The following is a 14647-nucleotide window of genomic DNA, read 5'->3' on the forward strand; positions in this document are numbered from 1 at the left end:
ACACCTCACCCACCACCCACCCCCCCCCCCCCCACGGCCGGGGGGCCCGCGGCCCCCCCCCCCGCCCCCCGCCGCGCCCCTCTTTCGTGAAGCAGATGCCCGGGGACGTTCAGCGGGCGTTCGCCGCCGTCACCACGCGGTCGAGCGTCTCGTACACGTCGACCCCGTGGTAGAAGGTCCGGCCAGAGCGGTTACGGCGGCGCCACTTCCGTGTGCTCGCGTGCCGGTAGACACTGCCCACCGGAATTCCCCAGAGACTGGCGATGTCCGCCGCGGTCACCCAGCGCACCTCCTGCCCGGCATCCGCCGGACCGGGCTGCGGTGTCTCTGCCCCGGTCGCGCGGTCCTGCTCAGCCGAGCCCGCACCGGGCGACGCCGCCGACAACGAACCCGCCGACGACGAACCCGTCGCCGACGACCCTGCCGACAACGATCTCGCGGCGCCGACGCGGCGGCTCAACTGCAGCCACTCGTGCCCGAACCAGGAGTGGGAGTCATCCGCGTCGCACGTGATCTCGGCGGGCACCTGCGGCCGCCGCGGCCGTACGACCGCGGTGAGCGCGCCCGGACACCCCGGCTCCACGCAGCCCCCGATGACGACGTGACGGCTCGGCACGGGATCGATCACACCGCGCGCCTTGCGCACCAGCCGCGCAACCTCGCCGGACACCTCCCCAGCCGCGCTGTGCGCCGCGAGCCAGTCGCCGTGCCGGGCCAGGAACTGGGCCAAGGGGGCGACGGACCGCCGCGGACCGGCCAGGCCGCGTTCTTCCACCACCATGGAGGCCCAGGAGGCGAGCACTCCCAGGATCGAGGTGCGCGCGTCGGCCGCACGGGAGTTGAAGGGCATCCCCGGCAGTGGCCCCCCGGAGGTCTTCTCCCGGCACGGGCCGCTCTCTCCTCCCAGCCGCAGTCCGCACTCCTCGTACAGGCCCGGCAGCCGCATCAGCTCCAGCAGCAGGTGCCGGTGGCAGGGCGGGCACAACCGGGAACCGGCGACGGCCGGCCGCCGGGGACGTCCGGCGGCCTCGCCCCGGACGCAGCCGGCGCCGACGCACGTCGCCGTCCCCATGTTTCTGCGGATGGTCTCCTCGATCACTGTGACTCCCCCTGATTTTCCGGTAATGGCGCGGCAACGCTATTCGGGGAAATGCGGGCGGACAAGCGTCGAGCGAGCTTTCTATACAACTCGTTACGGGATTCGAGAGATTTCAAAATTTCCTGCGCAATCTCTGACGTTGACGTGGGTCGAGCTGCACGGGTGTGGCCCGCTCGGATGAAATGACATAACCGTCACCTGGATTGACCGCAATCTGACATGAAACGCATTGACCGGTCCGGGCCGGACCGAAGAAGCTTTACGGCAGAGTCCCCCGCAGTGCGCCAACCGAAGGACGAGATGTCTTCCCTCCTCGCCGGTGCGTTCCAGTCCCTGACCATTCGCAATTTCCGGCTGTTCGCGGCGGGACAGCTCGTCTCCGTCGCCGGCACCTGGATGATGGTCGTCGCCCAGGACTGGCTCGTCCTCTCCCTCACCGGTGACTCGGGTACCGCCCTGGGCATGGTGACGGCCCTCCAGTTCGCGCCCCTGCTGTTGCTCACCCTGTACGCGGGCGGCCTCGCCGACCGGTACGACAAACGCCGGCTGCTGGTGGCGGCGAACCTCGCCTCAGCCGTCCTGGCGCTGCTCCTCGGCCTGCTCGTCCTGACCGGCGAGGCCCGGCTGTGGCACGTCTACCTCTTCGCTCTCGGGCTCGGCACCGTCAACGCGGTGGAGACGCCCACCCGGATGTCCTTCGTCAGCGAACTCGTCGGTGCCGACCTGCTGCCCAACGCGTCGGCCCTCAGCGCCGCGTACTTCAACTGCGCCCGGGTGGTGGGCCCGGCGCTGGCCGGGCTGATGATCAGCTGGTTCGGCACCGCGACCGTGATGCTCCTCAACGCGGTGAGCTACGGGGCGACCATCGTCGCCCTGCGGCTGATGCGCCCCGACGAGCTGCACCGCCCGGAGCGGCGCCCCGCACGCGCCGCCGTCCTGGACGGCGTACGGCACATGATGGCGCGCCGCGACCTGCTGCTGCCGATGGCCCTGGTCGCCGCGGTCGGCATGCTCGGCTTCAACTTCCAGCTGACCCTGCCGCTGCTGGCCAAGACGGTCTTCCACACGGACGCCGCCGCGTTCGGACTGCTCACCACCGCCTTCGCCGCGGGATCCCTGCTCGCGGCGTTCACCACCACACTGCGCCGCGGCCGGCCCCGGCTCGGCCTGGTGATCGGAGCGGCCATCGGGTTCGGCACCCTGGAGACACTGGCCGGACTCGCGCCGACCTACGCCCTGGCGGCCGTACTGCTGCTGGGGACCGGCTTCGGCTCGATCTACTTCGCGCAAGCCGCGAACCACCGCATCCAACTGGGCACCGACCCCGCCTACCGGGGCCGGGTCATGGCCCTCTACACCCTGGTCTTCCAGGGCACCACGCCACTCGGCGCACTTCTGGTCGGAGTCCTCAGCGAGAGTCTCGGGGCGCGCTCCGGCCTCCTCGTGGGCGGCACGGCTTCGGTCCTGGCGGCCGTCGCGGTGCTCCTCGTCCACCTGCGCGGCCGGCACCGCGTACCCGGCGGGACGGGCGTCGCGGCCACCGGCGCGGCCCTTGAGGGACAGGCCGACCGGGCGGGCTGAGCGCGGCCGAACGCCCGCTCCCGCCCCGGCGGTCAGCACGGAAACCACACATCAACGGGAGGAACACCCATGACCACGCAGCAGGCAACCATGGCGCGCGTCCAGGCCGGACCGGCGGAGCAGCGCCAGGTGATCGTGCGGGCGGCCCGTGCCGTCTTCGCGCGAGAGGGCTGGACGCACACCGGCGTCAAGGACGTCGCCGAACAGAGCGGCCTCGAGGAGGCCACGGTCGTCCACTACTTCCGGGACAAGGAGCAACTGCTGCTCTCCGTCCTCCTGGAGGGCGCCGCCGCGGTCTCCGCCGCGCTGACGGTCATCGCGGAGGACCACCTCGCCGAGATCACCGACCTTGAGCGGGACCTGGCGGCCCTGGGCCGCGCCTGGCTGACGCCGCTGTCCGCCTTCCCGGAGCACTTCGCCATCGTCCGCCACCTCGGTGCCGAGATCACCACACGGCCGGCCGGCGTCCTGGAGATGTGGCAGACCGCCGGCCCCCGGCAGGCCAACCGGGAACTGGCCCGGCGCCTCCAGCGCGTCGCCGACCAGGGACTGCTCGCCTTCGCCGACGCCGAGCACGCCGCCGAACGCTTCATCCAGCTGGTCGCGGGCGGCGTCGTCCAGCGCTCCTTCCACGGCGCCCTTCCGCTCGCGGACTTCGAGACGGAGGCGCTGGTCACCACCGGCGTCGCGGACTTCATCCGGCTGTACCGGCCCGGATCCGACCGCTGATCGCCGTCACCCGACGACCCAGGGAAGGTGGGGAACACCATGGCCACACCGCACGAGTCGATCCAGTCCCGGATCGACGAGCTGACCGAGATCAAGGAGACGGCGCGGCTCGGCCCCGACCCGGCGGCCACCGAACGCCAGCACGCCAAGGGCAAGCTGACCGCCCAGGAGCGCATCACCCTCCTCCTGGACAAAGGATCGTTCAACGAGGTGGAGAGCCTGCGCCGGCACCGGGCCACCGGGTTCGGCCTGGAGGACCGCAAGCCGTACAGCGACGGCGTGGTGACCGGCTGGGGTACCGTGCACGGCCGCACCGTCTTCGTCTACGCGCACGACTTCCGGATCTTCGGCGGCGCGCTCGGCGAGGCACACGCCCAGAAGATCCACAAGATCATGGACCTGGCCGAGGCGGCGGGCGCACCGCTGGTCTCGCTCAACGACGGGGCCGGCGCCCGTATCCAGGAGGGCGTCACCGCGCTCGCCGGCTACGGCGGCATCTTCCAGCGCAACACCCGCTCCTCCGGTGTCATCCCGCAGATCTCCGTGATGCTCGGCCCGTGCGCGGGCGGCGCCGCCTACTCGCCCGCGCTGACCGACTTCGTCTTCATGGTCCGGGACACCAGCCAGATGTTCATCACCGGCCCGGACGTCGTCAAGACGGTCACCGGCGAGGAGATCACCCAGAACGGACTGGGCGGCGCCGACGTCCACGCCGCGACCTCCGGCGTCTCCCACTTCGCCTACGACGACGAGGCCGAGTGCATCGAGGACGTCCGCTACCTGCTCTCGCTGCTGCCCGCCAACAACCGGGAACTGTCGCCCGTCGAGCGTTCCGGCGACCCGGCCGACCGGCTCAACGACGCGCTGCTCGACCTGGTCCCGGCCGGCGCCGGACAGGCGTACGACATCCGCAAGGTGATCGAGGAGGTCGTCGACGACGGCGAGTACTTCGAGGTGCATCCGCTGTGGGCCGCGAACATCGTCTGCGCGCTGACCCGGCTCGACGGCCATGTCGTGGGCGTCGTCGCCAACCAGCCCGCCGCGATGGCCGGAGTGCTGGACATCGACGCCTCCGAGAAGGGCGCCCGCTTCGTCCAGTTCTGCGACGCGTTCAACATTCCCCTGGTCACCCTGGTCGACGTGCCGGGATTCCTGCCCGGGGTGGACCAGGAGCACAACGGCATCATCCGGCGCGGCGCCAAGCTGCTGTACGCGTACTGCAACGCCACCGTGCCACGGATCTCGCTGGTGCTGCGCAAGGCGTACGGCGGTGCCTACATCGTGATGGACTCCCGTTCCATCGGCGCCGACCTGGCCCTGGCCTGGCCGACCAACGAGATCGCAGTGATGGGGGCCGAGGGCGCCGCCAACGTCGTCTTCCGCCGGGAGATCAACGCCGCCGAGGACCCCGACGCGGTCCGTGAGCGGCGCATGGCGGAGTACAAGGACGAGCTGATGCACCCGTACTACGCGGCCGAACGCGGACTGATCGACGACGTGATCGACCCGAGGGAGACCCGCTCGGTGCTGATCCGCTCCCTCGACATGCTGCGGGCCAAGCACGCCGACCTGCCCTCGCGCAAGCACGGCAACCCTCCGCAGTGACCGGCCCCGGCGCACCGGTGCACGCTTCTCTGTAGTGCGGCGGTGATTCGCCTGTGGAACCGGACGCGCATTTGCATCGATCGCCCTTGATATCGGGCCCGAACGCGAAGAACATTGATGTCAGAGTCCGGCGCTTTGTCGCTGCACCACGAGCTGCATCCCGAGCTGAATTCCGCTCAGGCGCCCGCTCTTTCCTTCCGGCTCGGTCCGGTTCCGGCCCGGCGTTCCTGTCGCCCGGCTTTGAATTCCCTCCTCCGGAGACCGTGAGTTTTTCCGGCGCCGTCGGCTCCGCACCAACGACTGGACAACTTGGAGAAGAATCGCATGCACAGCAACCTGATCGTGGCCAGGATGGACCTTGCGTCCAGCGGGCAAGTGGCCGATATCTTCCAGGAGTTCGACGCCACCGAAATGCCGCATCGGATGGGAACGCGCCGGCGTCAGCTCTTCCACTACCGCGGACTCTACTTCCACTTGCAGGACTTCGACGGTGAGAACGGTTCGGAGCAGATCGAGCAGGCCAAGACCGACCTGCGGTTCGTCCGGATCAGCGAAGACCTGAAGCCGTTCATCGAGGCGTACGACCCCGCGACCTGGCGCTCGCCGGCCGACGCCATGGCGACCCGTTTCTACGACTGGGAGGCGAAGGCGTGAGCGGCCGGCGCGTAGTCATCACGGGCCTGGAGGTGCTGGCCCCCGGTGGCGTGGGCACCGACGCGTTCTGGTCCCTGCTCAGCGAGGGCCGCACCGCGACCCGTGGCATCACGTTCTTCGATCCGTCGCCGTTCCGCTCCCGGGTGGCGGCCGAGATCGACTTCGACGCGGAGGCCCACGGGCTCAGCCCGCAGGAGATCCGACGGATGGACCGGGCGGGCCAGTTCGCGGTGGTCGCCGCCCGCGGCGCCCTCGCCGACAGCGGCCTCGACCTGGCCGGCAGTCCTCCGCACCGCACCGGCGTCACCGTCGGGACGGCGGTCGGCGCGACGATGGGCCTCGACGAGGAGTACCGGGTCGTCAGCGACGGCGGCCGGCTGAACCTGGTCGACCACACCTATGCGGTCCCGCATCTGTACAACTACCTGGTGCCCAGCTCCTTCGCCGCCGAAGTGGCCTGGGCCGTGGGCGCCGAAGGCGCCAACGCCGTGGTGTCCACCGGCTGCACCTCGGGCATCGACGCCATCGGCTACGCCATCGAGCTGATCCGCGAAGGCTCCGTCGACACCATGATCGCGGGCGCCACCGACGCACCGATCTCGCCGATCACGATGGCCTGCTTCGACGCGATCAGGGCGACCACGCCCCGGCACGACGAGCCGGAGCGGGCCTCGCGTCCCTTCGACAGCACCCGCAACGGGTTCGTCCTCGGCGAGGGCTCGGCCTTCTTCGTCCTGGAGGAACTGGACAGTGCCCGCCGCCGGGGCGCCCGTGTCTACGCGGAGATCGCCGGATACGCGACGCGCAGCAACGCGTACCACATGACGGGACTGCGCCCCGACGGCGCGGAGATGGCCGAGGCGATCCGGGTCGCGCTGGACGAGGCGCGGATGAACCCGGAGCAGATCGACTACGTCAACGCGCACGGCTCGGGCACCAAGCAGAACGACCGGCACGAGACCGCCGCGTTCAAGAAGAGCCTGGGCGAGCACGCCTACGCCACTCCGGTCAGCTCCATCAAATCCATGGTCGGCCACTCCCTCGGTGCCATCGGCGCCATCGAGATCGCCGCGTCGACCCTCGCCATGACCCACAACGTCGTGCCTCCCACGGCCAACCTGCACGAACCCGATCCCGAATGCGATCTCGACTATGTGCCGGTCACCGCCCGGGAGCACACGACGGACGCCGTGCTGACCGTGGGCAGCGGCTTCGGAGGCTTCCAGAGCGCGATGGTGCTGGCCCGGCCGGAAAGGACCGCCGCATGAGTGCCTCCGTAGTGGTGACCGGACTCGGCGTCGTCGCGCCCAACGGGCTCGGCACCGAGGAGTACTGGTCCGCGGCCCGGGTCGGCAAGAGTGGCATCGGGCGGCTGTCCCGCTTCGATCCCGCCCAGTACCCGAGCAGGCTGGCCGGCGAGATCCACGGCTTCACCGCCGAGGACCACCTGCCGAACCGCCTGATGCCGCAGACCGACCGCATGACCCGGCTGGCACTCGTCGCCGCCGACTGGGCCCTCCAGGACGCCGGAGTACGTCCCGAGGAACGGCCCGCGTTCGACATGGGCGTCGTCACCTCCAGCGCGTCGGGCGGGTTCGAGTTCGGCCAGCGAGAGCTGGAACGACTGTGGGGGCAGGGCAGCGAGTACGTCAGCGCCTACCAGTCCTTCGCCTGGTTCTACGCGGTCAACAGCGGCCAGATCTCCATCCGCCACGGCATGAAGGGCCCCAGCGGCGTCGTCGTCAGCGACCAGGCGGGCGGTCTGGACTGCGTCGCCCAGGCACGCCGCCAGGTCCGCAAGGGGACGCCGCTGGTCGTCTCCGGCGCCGTGGACGCCTCCCTGTGCCCCTGGGGATGGGTGGCCCAGCTGACCAGCGGCCGGCTGAGCACCGGAGAGGACCCGGAGACCGCGTACCTGCCCTTCGACCGACGGGCCGCGGGCCACGTACCGGGCGAGGGCGGCGCCCTGCTCATCCTGGAGCAGGCGGACGCCGCCCGTGCCCGCGGGGCCAAGGCCTACGGGGAGATCGCCGGCTACGGCGCCACGTTCGACCCCAGACCGGGCAGCGGGCGTCCTCCCGCCCTGCGCAAGGCGATCGAACTCGCCCTCGCCGACGCCGGAGCCGACGCCGCGGACGTGGACGTCGTCTTCGCCGACGGCGCGGCCGTCCCCGAGCTGGACCGGACCGAGGCCGAGGCGCTGAACGAGGTCTTCGGCACCGGCCGGGTCCCGGTCACCGTGCCCAAGACGATGACCGGAGCCCTGTACTCCGGCGCCGGCGCGCTCGACCTCGCGACCGCCCTCCTCGCGATGGAGGAAGGTCTGATCCCGCCCACGACGAACACGGAGCCGGACCGGGAGTACGGCCTCGACCTCGTCGTCGGCCAGCCGCGCACCACCGAGGTGCGCACCGCGCTGGTGCTGGCCCGCGGCCACCGGGGCTTCAACTCCGCACTGGTCGTCCGCGCCGCGGACCGACTCCGCTGAACCGAAAGGAAACGCTATGGCTGACCAGGAATTCACCCTCGACGACCTCCGCCGCATCCTGGTCGAGGCGGCCGGTGCCGACGAGTCCGTCAACCTCGACGGGGACATCCTCGACACCGACTTCGAGTCGCTGAACTACGAGTCGCTCGCCCTGCTGGAGACCGGTAGCCGAATAGAGCGCGAGTACGGCATCTCGCTCGACGAGGACGTGCTCAGCATCCTGCACACCCCGCGCACGCTGATCGAGACCGTCAACTCCCGTCTCGCCGTCGCCGCCTGACACGGGACCCGCCGGGCCGCGCGGCCATCATCCGGCATCCACGAACCCGCCGCCGCCCCCTCCTCCTCCCGAGGGGGCGGCGGCGCGCGCGGCGGTCGTACACACCGCATCAACCACCGAGCCACATCGGACCACTGGAGACGACAGACAATGCCAGACCAGGAGAAGCGGGTCGCCCTCGTCACCGGAGCCACCAGCGGAATCGGCCTCGCCGCCGCCCGGCTCCTCGCACACCAGGGCCACCAGGTGTTCATCGGCGCCCGTGACGCCGACAACGTCGCCGCGACGGTGAAGGAGCTCCAGGGCGAGGGCCTGGACGTCGGCGGCCAGAGCGTCGACGTCCGCTCGGCCGACGGCGTCCGGGACTTCGTGGGGGCCGCGGTCGACGCCTACGGAACCATCGACGTACTGGTCAACAACGCCGGCCGCAGCGGCGGCGGCGTCACCGCCGACATAGCCGACGAGCTGTGGGCGGACGTCATCGAGACCAACCTCAACAGCGTCTTCCGGGTGACCCGCGAGGTCCTCAACACCGGCGGCATGCGGCACAAGGACCGCGGCCGGATCATCAACATCGCCTCCACGGCCGGCAAGCAGGGCGTCGTGCTCGGCGCCCCCTACTCCGCCTCCAAGCACGGCGTCGTCGGCTTCACCAAGGCGCTCGGCAACGAACTGGCGCCCACCGGGATCACCGTCAACGCGGTCTGCCCCGGCTACGTGGAGACGCCCATGGCCCAGCGGGTCCGGCAGGGCTACGCCGCCGCCTACGACACGGACGAGGCGGCCATCCTCGAGAGGTTCCAGGCCAAGATCCCGCTCGGCCGGTACTCCACGCCCGAGGAGGTGGCCGGCCTCGTCGGCTACCTGGCCTCCGACACGGCGGCCTCCATCACCGCGCAGGCGCTCAACGTCTGCGGCGGCCTGGGCAACTTCTGACCATCCCGAGGAGGACTGACCATGACCATCCGTGAGGTCGAGCACGAGATCACCGCGGCCGCACCGGCCGCGACGGTGTACCGGCTGATCGCCGACGTGGAGAACTGGCCGCGGATCTTCCCGCCGACCATCCACGTCGAGCACGTGGAACTCGAGGCCGGGAAGGAGCGCATCCAGATCTGGGCGACCGCCAACGGCGAGGCCAAGAACTGGACCTCGCGCCGCACCCTGGACCCGGAGAGCCTGCGGATCGACTTCCGGCAGGAGGTGTCCACCCCGCCGGTCGCGGCCATGGGCGGTGCCTGGATCATCGAACCGGTCTCGCCGACCGAGTCGCGCATCCGGCTCCTGCACGACTACCGGGCCGTGGACGACGACCCCGAGCACCTGAAGTGGATCGACGAGGCCGTCGACCGCAACTCGCGCTCGGAGCTCGCCGCCCTGCGGACCAACGTCGAACGCGCCCACGCCGAGGACGCGCTCACCTTCTCCTTCGAGGACTCCGTCACCGTCGACGGGGCCGCCAAGGACGTCTACGACTTCATCAACGAGGCGGACCTGTGGGAGCAGCGGCTGCCCCACGTCGCCACCGTGCGACTGACCGAGGACACCCCCGGCCTCCAGACGCTGGAGATGGACACCCGCGCCCGGGACGGCTCCGTGCACACCACCAAGTCGTACCGGGTGACGTTCCCGCACCACCGGATCGCCTACAAGCAGGTGACCCTCCCGGCACTCATGACGCTGCACACCGGCTACTGGACGTTCACCGAGACCGACGCCGGCGTCACCGCGTCCTCGCAGCACACCGTCGTGCTCAACACCGCCAACATCGCCCGCGTCCTCGGCGCCGACGCCACCGTCGCCGACGCCCGGGAGTACGTGCACCAGGCGCTGAGCACCAACAGCAGAGCCACCCTCGGCCACGCGAAGGCGTACGCCGAGGGCAGGCGCTGAGTCCGGTGCCGGCCAACGACGGACGGCCGAGCACCCGCGGTGACCCCGATGACGCCCGTGCTCGGTGAGCCGCCGGAGCTCACGCTGTGGCTGGTGCGCCCGCCGCCGCCGGACAGCGCCGCGGCGTCCCGGCTGGCGGCGCGCGAGCTCGACGCGGCGGAAGCGCGGCGGGCGGAGCTGTTCGTGCGGCCCGAGGACCGGGTGCAGTACGTGTCGGCGCACATCGCGCTGCGCCGGATCCTCGCGGCCGCCACCGGCCACCCGCCCGAGCGGCTGCGCCTGGGCCGCGAACCCGGCCCGCCGTCCGCGCGGTACACCGGCAGGCCCGTGCTGCGGTACCCGCCCGCGCCGGTGCACTTCTCCCTGTCGCACAGCCACGGGCTGATCCTGATCGGCACGGCCGCGGTGGTCGTCGGCGTGGATGTGCAGCGCACACCGACGATCGAGACGGTGGAGCTGTGCGGGCCCACGCTGCATCCGGCGGAGTGGCGTGAACTGACGGCGCTGCCCGAGCGGTCGCGGCCGTCCGCGTTCGCGCGGCTGTGGACGCGCAAGGAGGCCTACCTGAAGGGACTGGGCACGGGTCTGCGCCGCAGGCCGGCCCTCGACTACCTGGGCGACGGAACCGACGCCGACGCCCCGCCCGGCCCGCCCGGCTGGATCGTGCGGGACGTGCTGGTCGGACCGCGGCACGCGGCCGCCGCCGCCCTGGCCGTGGCCGCGGAGCCGCTCATCACACTGCGATCGCTGCCGGTGGCCTGCCTGTACGACGGCGCGGCGGGAGTACCGCTGTCCGCGGCCCGGCCGCTGGCTTGGAGAAGGAGAGGTTCATGGACGCTTCGGTGGTCATTGTTGGAGCGGGACCCGCCGGGCTGATGCTCGCCGGGGAACTGCGTCTCGCGGGGACCGACGTCACCGTGCTGGAACGGCACCCCGGCCGCACCGGGGAGTCCCGGGGGATCGGTCTGACCATCGGCACCATGGAGGTGTTCGACCAGCGTGGACTCCTCGGCCGGCTCGGTGAGTACGAGACCAGCGGCATGGGCCACTTCGGTGGCCTGCCGCTGGACATGGGCGTCCTGCGAGCGGCCCACGAGGCGGCCCGCACCGTACCGCAGTCGGTGACCGAAGAGGCCCTGGAGGCCTGGGCGGGCGAACTCGGCGCCGACATACGGCGCGGCCACGAGTGCGTCTCCATCGAGGACACCGGCGACGGCGTGACCGTGAAGGTGCGGCACGACGACGTCGAGGAGACGGTCCGGGCCCGCTATCTCGTCGGCTGCGACGGGGGCCGGAGCACGGTCCGCAAGGCGGCCGGCTTCGACTTCCCCGGCAGCGCGGCCACGACCGAGATGCTCCTCGCCGACCTGCGGGGCGTCGACCTGGAACCGCGCATGACCGGACAGCAGATCGGCGGCGGCTTCGTGATGGTCGCCAAGCTCGCCGGCGGGATCCACCGGATCATCGTCGGCGAGCGGGGCATCACCCCGCGCCGGCGCACCGAGGCGCCCGAGTTCGCCGAGGTCGCCGATCTGTGGAAGCGCCTCACGGGCATCGACATCTCGCATGCCGAGCCGGTCTGGGTCAGCGCCTTCGGTGACGCCACCCGGCAGGTCACCGAGTACCGGCGGGGCCGCGTCCTGCTGGCCGGCGACTCCGCCCACGTGCACCTGCCCGCGGGCGGCCAGGGCATGAACACCAGCATCCAGGACTCGTACAACCTGGGCTGGAAACTGGCGTCGGTGCTGCGCGGCGACGCCTCCGAGGAACTGCTCGACACCTACCACTCGGAACGCCACGAGGTGGGACGCGGCCTGCTCGCCAACACCCGGGCGCAGAGCCTGCTGGTGCTGGGCGGTGAGGAGGCGCAGCCGCTGCGCGGCGTCCTCGCCGAACTGATCCGCTACCCCGAGGTCGCCCACCACCTGGCCGCCAAGGTCAGCGGCCTGGACATCCGCTACGACGTCGGCGGCGGCGGCAACGCGCTGCTCGGCCGACGGCTCCCGCACCTGACGCTGACCACGGCGACGGGCGGGACGAGCAGCACCGTCCTGCTGCGCGCCGGGCGCGGTGTGCTCCTCGACCTCGACGACAACGCCGTGCTGCGCCGCCGGGCCCGGGGCTGGCGCGACCGCGTCGACATCGTGACCGCGAGCGCGGACGGTCTCCCCGAGCACAGCCCGGCGGCCGGCACCGCGGCCGTACTGCTGCGCCCGGACGGCTACGTCGCCTGGGCCGCCCCCGGCAGCCACCAGGACCTGAACTCGGCGCTGACCCGCTGGTTCGGGCCCGCCGCGGACCGGCCCCGATGACCCGGCACGACCCGGCCACCGACACGGCCGACGTGGTCGTGGCCGGCGCCGGGCCCGTCGGACTCTTCCTCGCCGCCGAACTGCGGGCGGGCGGCGCGAGAGTCCTCGTCCTGGAGCGGCTGACCGAGCCGACGGGGGAGTCGCGGGCCTCCGTCCTGCACGCGCGGACGATGGAGATCTTCGCCGACCGCGGCCTGCTGCCCAGGCTCGGCGAGCTTCCCGCGGTGGGGCCCGGCCACTTCGGCGGCCTGCGCCTGGACCTCGCCGAGGCCGACCCGGACCACCCGTACGCCGGGCAGTGGGAGTGCCTCCAGTACCACCTGGAGACCGAGCTCCAGCGGTACGCGCTCGACCTGGGCGCCGCGATCCGGCGCGGGCACACGCTGACCGGACTGCGGCAGACGGACGACGGCGTCCGGATCGACGTACGCGCACCGGACGGCCGGACCTACCGGCTCGCCGCCGGCTACCTGGTCGGCTGCGACGGAGACCACAGCACCGTGCGCGACCTCGGCGGATTCGAGTTCGCCGGACGGGACGCCGACAAGGTGATGCTGCGCGCCGACGTCGCCGGCATCGACCTCGACAACCGGCGGCTCAAGCGCTACGACGCGGGGGTCGCCACCGCCTACCGCAGACCCGACGGCACCACCCGGCTCATGGTCCACCGGTACGGCGAACAGCCGGTCGGACAAACGACGTTCACCCAGGTCACGGAGGCCTGGGCCGCGGTGACGGGGGAGGACATCGGGCACGGGCGCCCGCTGTGGCTCAACCGCTTCGGCAACGCCTCCCGGCAGGCCACCGAGTACCGGCGCGGCCGGGTGCTGCTCGCCGGCGACGCCGCGCACCACCAGATGCCGGTCGGCGGACAGGCCGTCAACCTCGGTCTGCAGGACGCGGCCGACCTCGGGCCCAGGCTCGCCCGGGTGGTCACCGGACGAGCCGGGCCCGACCAGCTCGACGCCTACCACGCGGAGCGGCACCCGGCCGGCGCGCGCACGCTGGCCAACATCCAGGCCCAGGCGCACCTGCTGTTCGGCCCCGACGAGGTCACCGCGCTGCGCGGGGTCCTCGGCGAGCTCCTGGAGTTCGGCACCGCCCGCCGGCACCTGGCCCGCATGATCAGCGGCCTCGACGCGCCGGAACCGCCCCGGCGGTCCGCACCGGTCGCCCGGCCGCACCCCTCGCACACCCACCTACCCGGAAGGTCAACCGTGGACAGGCTCACCGACAAGACGGCCCTCGTCACCGGCTCCAGTCGCGGCATCGGCAGGGCGACGGCGATCCGTCTCGCCCGAGAGGGCGCGCTGGTCGCCGTGCACTACGCGGCCAACGACGAGGCGGCCGACGAGACCGTCGAGCGCATCGAGAAGGAGGGCGGCAGCGCCTTCAAGGTCCGCGCCGAACTCGGCGTCCCCGGTGACGTGCACGAACTCTTCCTGGGCCTGGAACGCGGACTGAAGGAACGCATCGGGGAGTGCCGCCTCGACATCCTGGTCAACAACGCGGCCGTCACCTCCACCGGCTCGGCGCCCGAGGACCTCACGCCCGAGGAGTTCGACCGCTACTTCGCCGTGAACGCGAAGGCGCCGTACTTCATCGTCCAGCGGGCCCTGGAGCAGATGCCGAGCGGCGGTCGCATCGTCAACATCACCACGGGCGTCACCCGCACCTCCGTGCCCGACCAGGTGGCCTACGCGATGACCAAGGGCGCGGTCGAGCAGCTCACCTTCCAGCTGGCCCGGCTGCTCGCCCCGCGCGGCATCACGATCAACAGCGTCGCACCGGGCATCACCGACAACGGCGGGGCGATCTTCGACAACCCCGAGGCCGTCGAGGCGATGGCCCGGTTCTCGGCCTTCAACCGGGTCGGCGAGGCCGGCGACGTCGCCGACGTCATCACCTTCCTGACCACCGACGAGGCCCGCTGGATCACCGGCGCCTTCGTCGACGCCACCGGCGGCACCCTGCTCGGCTGAGCCGTCGTCACCCGAACCGACCCA

The 14647-nt window shown here is 71.7% G+C and carries 13 protein-coding genes; 12 read left to right on the plus strand and 1 reads right to left on the minus strand.

Translation table 11 applies throughout. The features are described 5' to 3' along the window. Nucleotides 1-109 precede the first annotated feature (109 nt). A complete protein-coding gene (locus ACFW48_RS37055; protein ID WP_386322823.1) occupies nucleotides 110-1099 on the minus strand; it encodes a hypothetical protein in 990 nt (329 codons plus the stop codon). A 300-nt stretch (nucleotides 1100-1399) separates the two neighbouring features. On the opposite strand from ACFW48_RS37055, the gene ACFW48_RS37060 reads away from it, so the two are divergent. The 12 genes from ACFW48_RS37060 to ACFW48_RS37115 all read left to right on the plus strand — a co-directional run bounded on the left by ACFW48_RS37060 (nucleotide 1400) and on the right by ACFW48_RS37115 (nucleotide 14623). After that, on the plus strand, nucleotides 1400-2680 hold the full coding sequence (locus tag ACFW48_RS37060; protein ID WP_386322825.1) for an MFS transporter: 1281 nt from the start codon (nucleotides 1400-1402) through the stop codon (nucleotides 2678-2680). A 69-nt stretch (nucleotides 2681-2749) separates the two neighbouring features. After that, nucleotides 2750-3409: a TetR/AcrR family transcriptional regulator gene (locus ACFW48_RS37065; RefSeq protein ID WP_386322827.1), complete on the plus strand. Its 660-nt coding sequence runs from the start codon at nucleotides 2750-2752 to the stop codon at nucleotides 3407-3409. A 39-nt stretch (nucleotides 3410-3448) separates the two neighbouring features. Next, entirely contained in the window at nucleotides 3449-5014 is a 1566-nt protein-coding gene (locus tag ACFW48_RS37070) for an acyl-CoA carboxylase subunit beta (protein WP_386322828.1), read from the plus strand. A 324-nt stretch (nucleotides 5015-5338) separates the two neighbouring features. Then, nucleotides 5339-5668 (plus strand): TcmI family type II polyketide cyclase, encoded by a 330-nt coding sequence (locus ACFW48_RS37075; protein WP_386322830.1) that lies wholly within the window; start codon nucleotides 5339-5341, stop codon nucleotides 5666-5668. Further along, the gene (locus ACFW48_RS37080) at nucleotides 5665-6936 is read left to right on the plus strand and encodes a beta-ketoacyl-[acyl-carrier-protein] synthase family protein (protein ID WP_386322832.1); all 1272 of its coding nucleotides are present in this window, start codon (nucleotides 5665-5667) and stop codon (nucleotides 6934-6936) included. Before ACFW48_RS37075 ends, ACFW48_RS37080 begins: the two co-directional genes overlap by 4 nt. Then, on the plus strand, nucleotides 6933-8156 hold the full coding sequence (locus ACFW48_RS37085) for a ketosynthase chain-length factor (RefSeq protein ID WP_310870849.1): 1224 nt from the start codon (nucleotides 6933-6935) through the stop codon (nucleotides 8154-8156). The genes ACFW48_RS37080 and ACFW48_RS37085 overlap by 4 nt, the downstream gene beginning before the upstream one ends. A 16-nt stretch (nucleotides 8157-8172) precedes the next feature. Beyond that, the gene (locus tag ACFW48_RS37090; RefSeq protein WP_386322834.1) at nucleotides 8173-8436 is read left to right on the plus strand and encodes an acyl carrier protein; all 264 of its coding nucleotides are present in this window, start codon (nucleotides 8173-8175) and stop codon (nucleotides 8434-8436) included. A 150-nt stretch (nucleotides 8437-8586) separates the two neighbouring features. Beyond that, a complete protein-coding gene (gene fabG / locus ACFW48_RS37095) occupies nucleotides 8587-9372 on the plus strand; it encodes a 3-oxoacyl-ACP reductase FabG (RefSeq protein WP_386322836.1) in 786 nt (261 codons plus the stop codon). Nucleotides 9373-9393: 21 nt separating this feature from the next. Further along, nucleotides 9394-10329 (plus strand): aromatase/cyclase, encoded by a 936-nt coding sequence (locus ACFW48_RS37100; RefSeq protein WP_386322838.1) that lies wholly within the window; start codon nucleotides 9394-9396, stop codon nucleotides 10327-10329. 48 nt (nucleotides 10330-10377) lie between these two features. After that, nucleotides 10378-11205, plus strand: a complete 828-nt coding sequence (locus ACFW48_RS37105; RefSeq protein ID WP_386322840.1) for a 4'-phosphopantetheinyl transferase family protein — start codon at nucleotides 10378-10380, stop codon at nucleotides 11203-11205. Then, a complete protein-coding gene (locus ACFW48_RS37110; RefSeq protein ID WP_386322842.1) occupies nucleotides 11160-12641 on the plus strand; it encodes an FAD-dependent monooxygenase in 1482 nt (493 codons plus the stop codon). The genes ACFW48_RS37105 and ACFW48_RS37110 overlap by 46 nt, the downstream gene beginning before the upstream one ends. Further along, complete coding sequence (locus ACFW48_RS37115) at nucleotides 12638-14623, plus strand: SDR family oxidoreductase (protein ID WP_386322844.1); 1986 nt, start codon at nucleotides 12638-12640, stop codon at nucleotides 14621-14623. Before ACFW48_RS37110 ends, ACFW48_RS37115 begins: the two co-directional genes overlap by 4 nt. The last annotated feature ends 24 nt before the right edge of the window (nucleotides 14624-14647 follow it).

Origin of the sequence: Streptomyces sp. NPDC058812 (assembly GCF_042744565.1) — a bacterium.
Taxonomy (GTDB): domain Bacteria; phylum Actinomycetota; class Actinomycetes; order Streptomycetales; family Streptomycetaceae; genus Streptomyces; species Streptomyces thinghirensis.

Coding starts and splice junctions, on each gene's coding strand:
- fabG (WP_386322836.1), top strand. CDS start 8,587: ATGCCAGACCAGGAGAAGCGGGTCGCCCTCGTCACCGGAGCCACCAGC.
- ACFW48_RS37070 (WP_386322828.1), top strand. CDS start 3,449: ATGGCCACACCGCACGAGTCGATCCAGTCCCGGATCGACGAGCTGACC.
- ACFW48_RS37115 (WP_386322844.1), top strand. CDS start 12,638: ATGACCCGGCACGACCCGGCCACCGACACGGCCGACGTGGTCGTGGCC.
- ACFW48_RS37065 (WP_386322827.1), top strand. CDS start 2,750: ATGACCACGCAGCAGGCAACCATGGCGCGCGTCCAGGCCGGACCGGCG.
- ACFW48_RS37090 (WP_386322834.1), top strand. CDS start 8,173: ATGGCTGACCAGGAATTCACCCTCGACGACCTCCGCCGCATCCTGGTC.
- ACFW48_RS37085 (WP_310870849.1), top strand. CDS start 6,933: ATGAGTGCCTCCGTAGTGGTGACCGGACTCGGCGTCGTCGCGCCCAAC.
- ACFW48_RS37110 (WP_386322842.1), top strand. CDS start 11,160: ATGGACGCTTCGGTGGTCATTGTTGGAGCGGGACCCGCCGGGCTGATG.
- ACFW48_RS37060 (WP_386322825.1), top strand. CDS start 1,400: ATGTCTTCCCTCCTCGCCGGTGCGTTCCAGTCCCTGACCATTCGCAAT.
- ACFW48_RS37100 (WP_386322838.1), top strand. CDS start 9,394: ATGACCATCCGTGAGGTCGAGCACGAGATCACCGCGGCCGCACCGGCC.
- ACFW48_RS37075 (WP_386322830.1), top strand. CDS start 5,339: ATGCACAGCAACCTGATCGTGGCCAGGATGGACCTTGCGTCCAGCGGG.
- ACFW48_RS37105 (WP_386322840.1), top strand. CDS start 10,378: ATGACGCCCGTGCTCGGTGAGCCGCCGGAGCTCACGCTGTGGCTGGTG.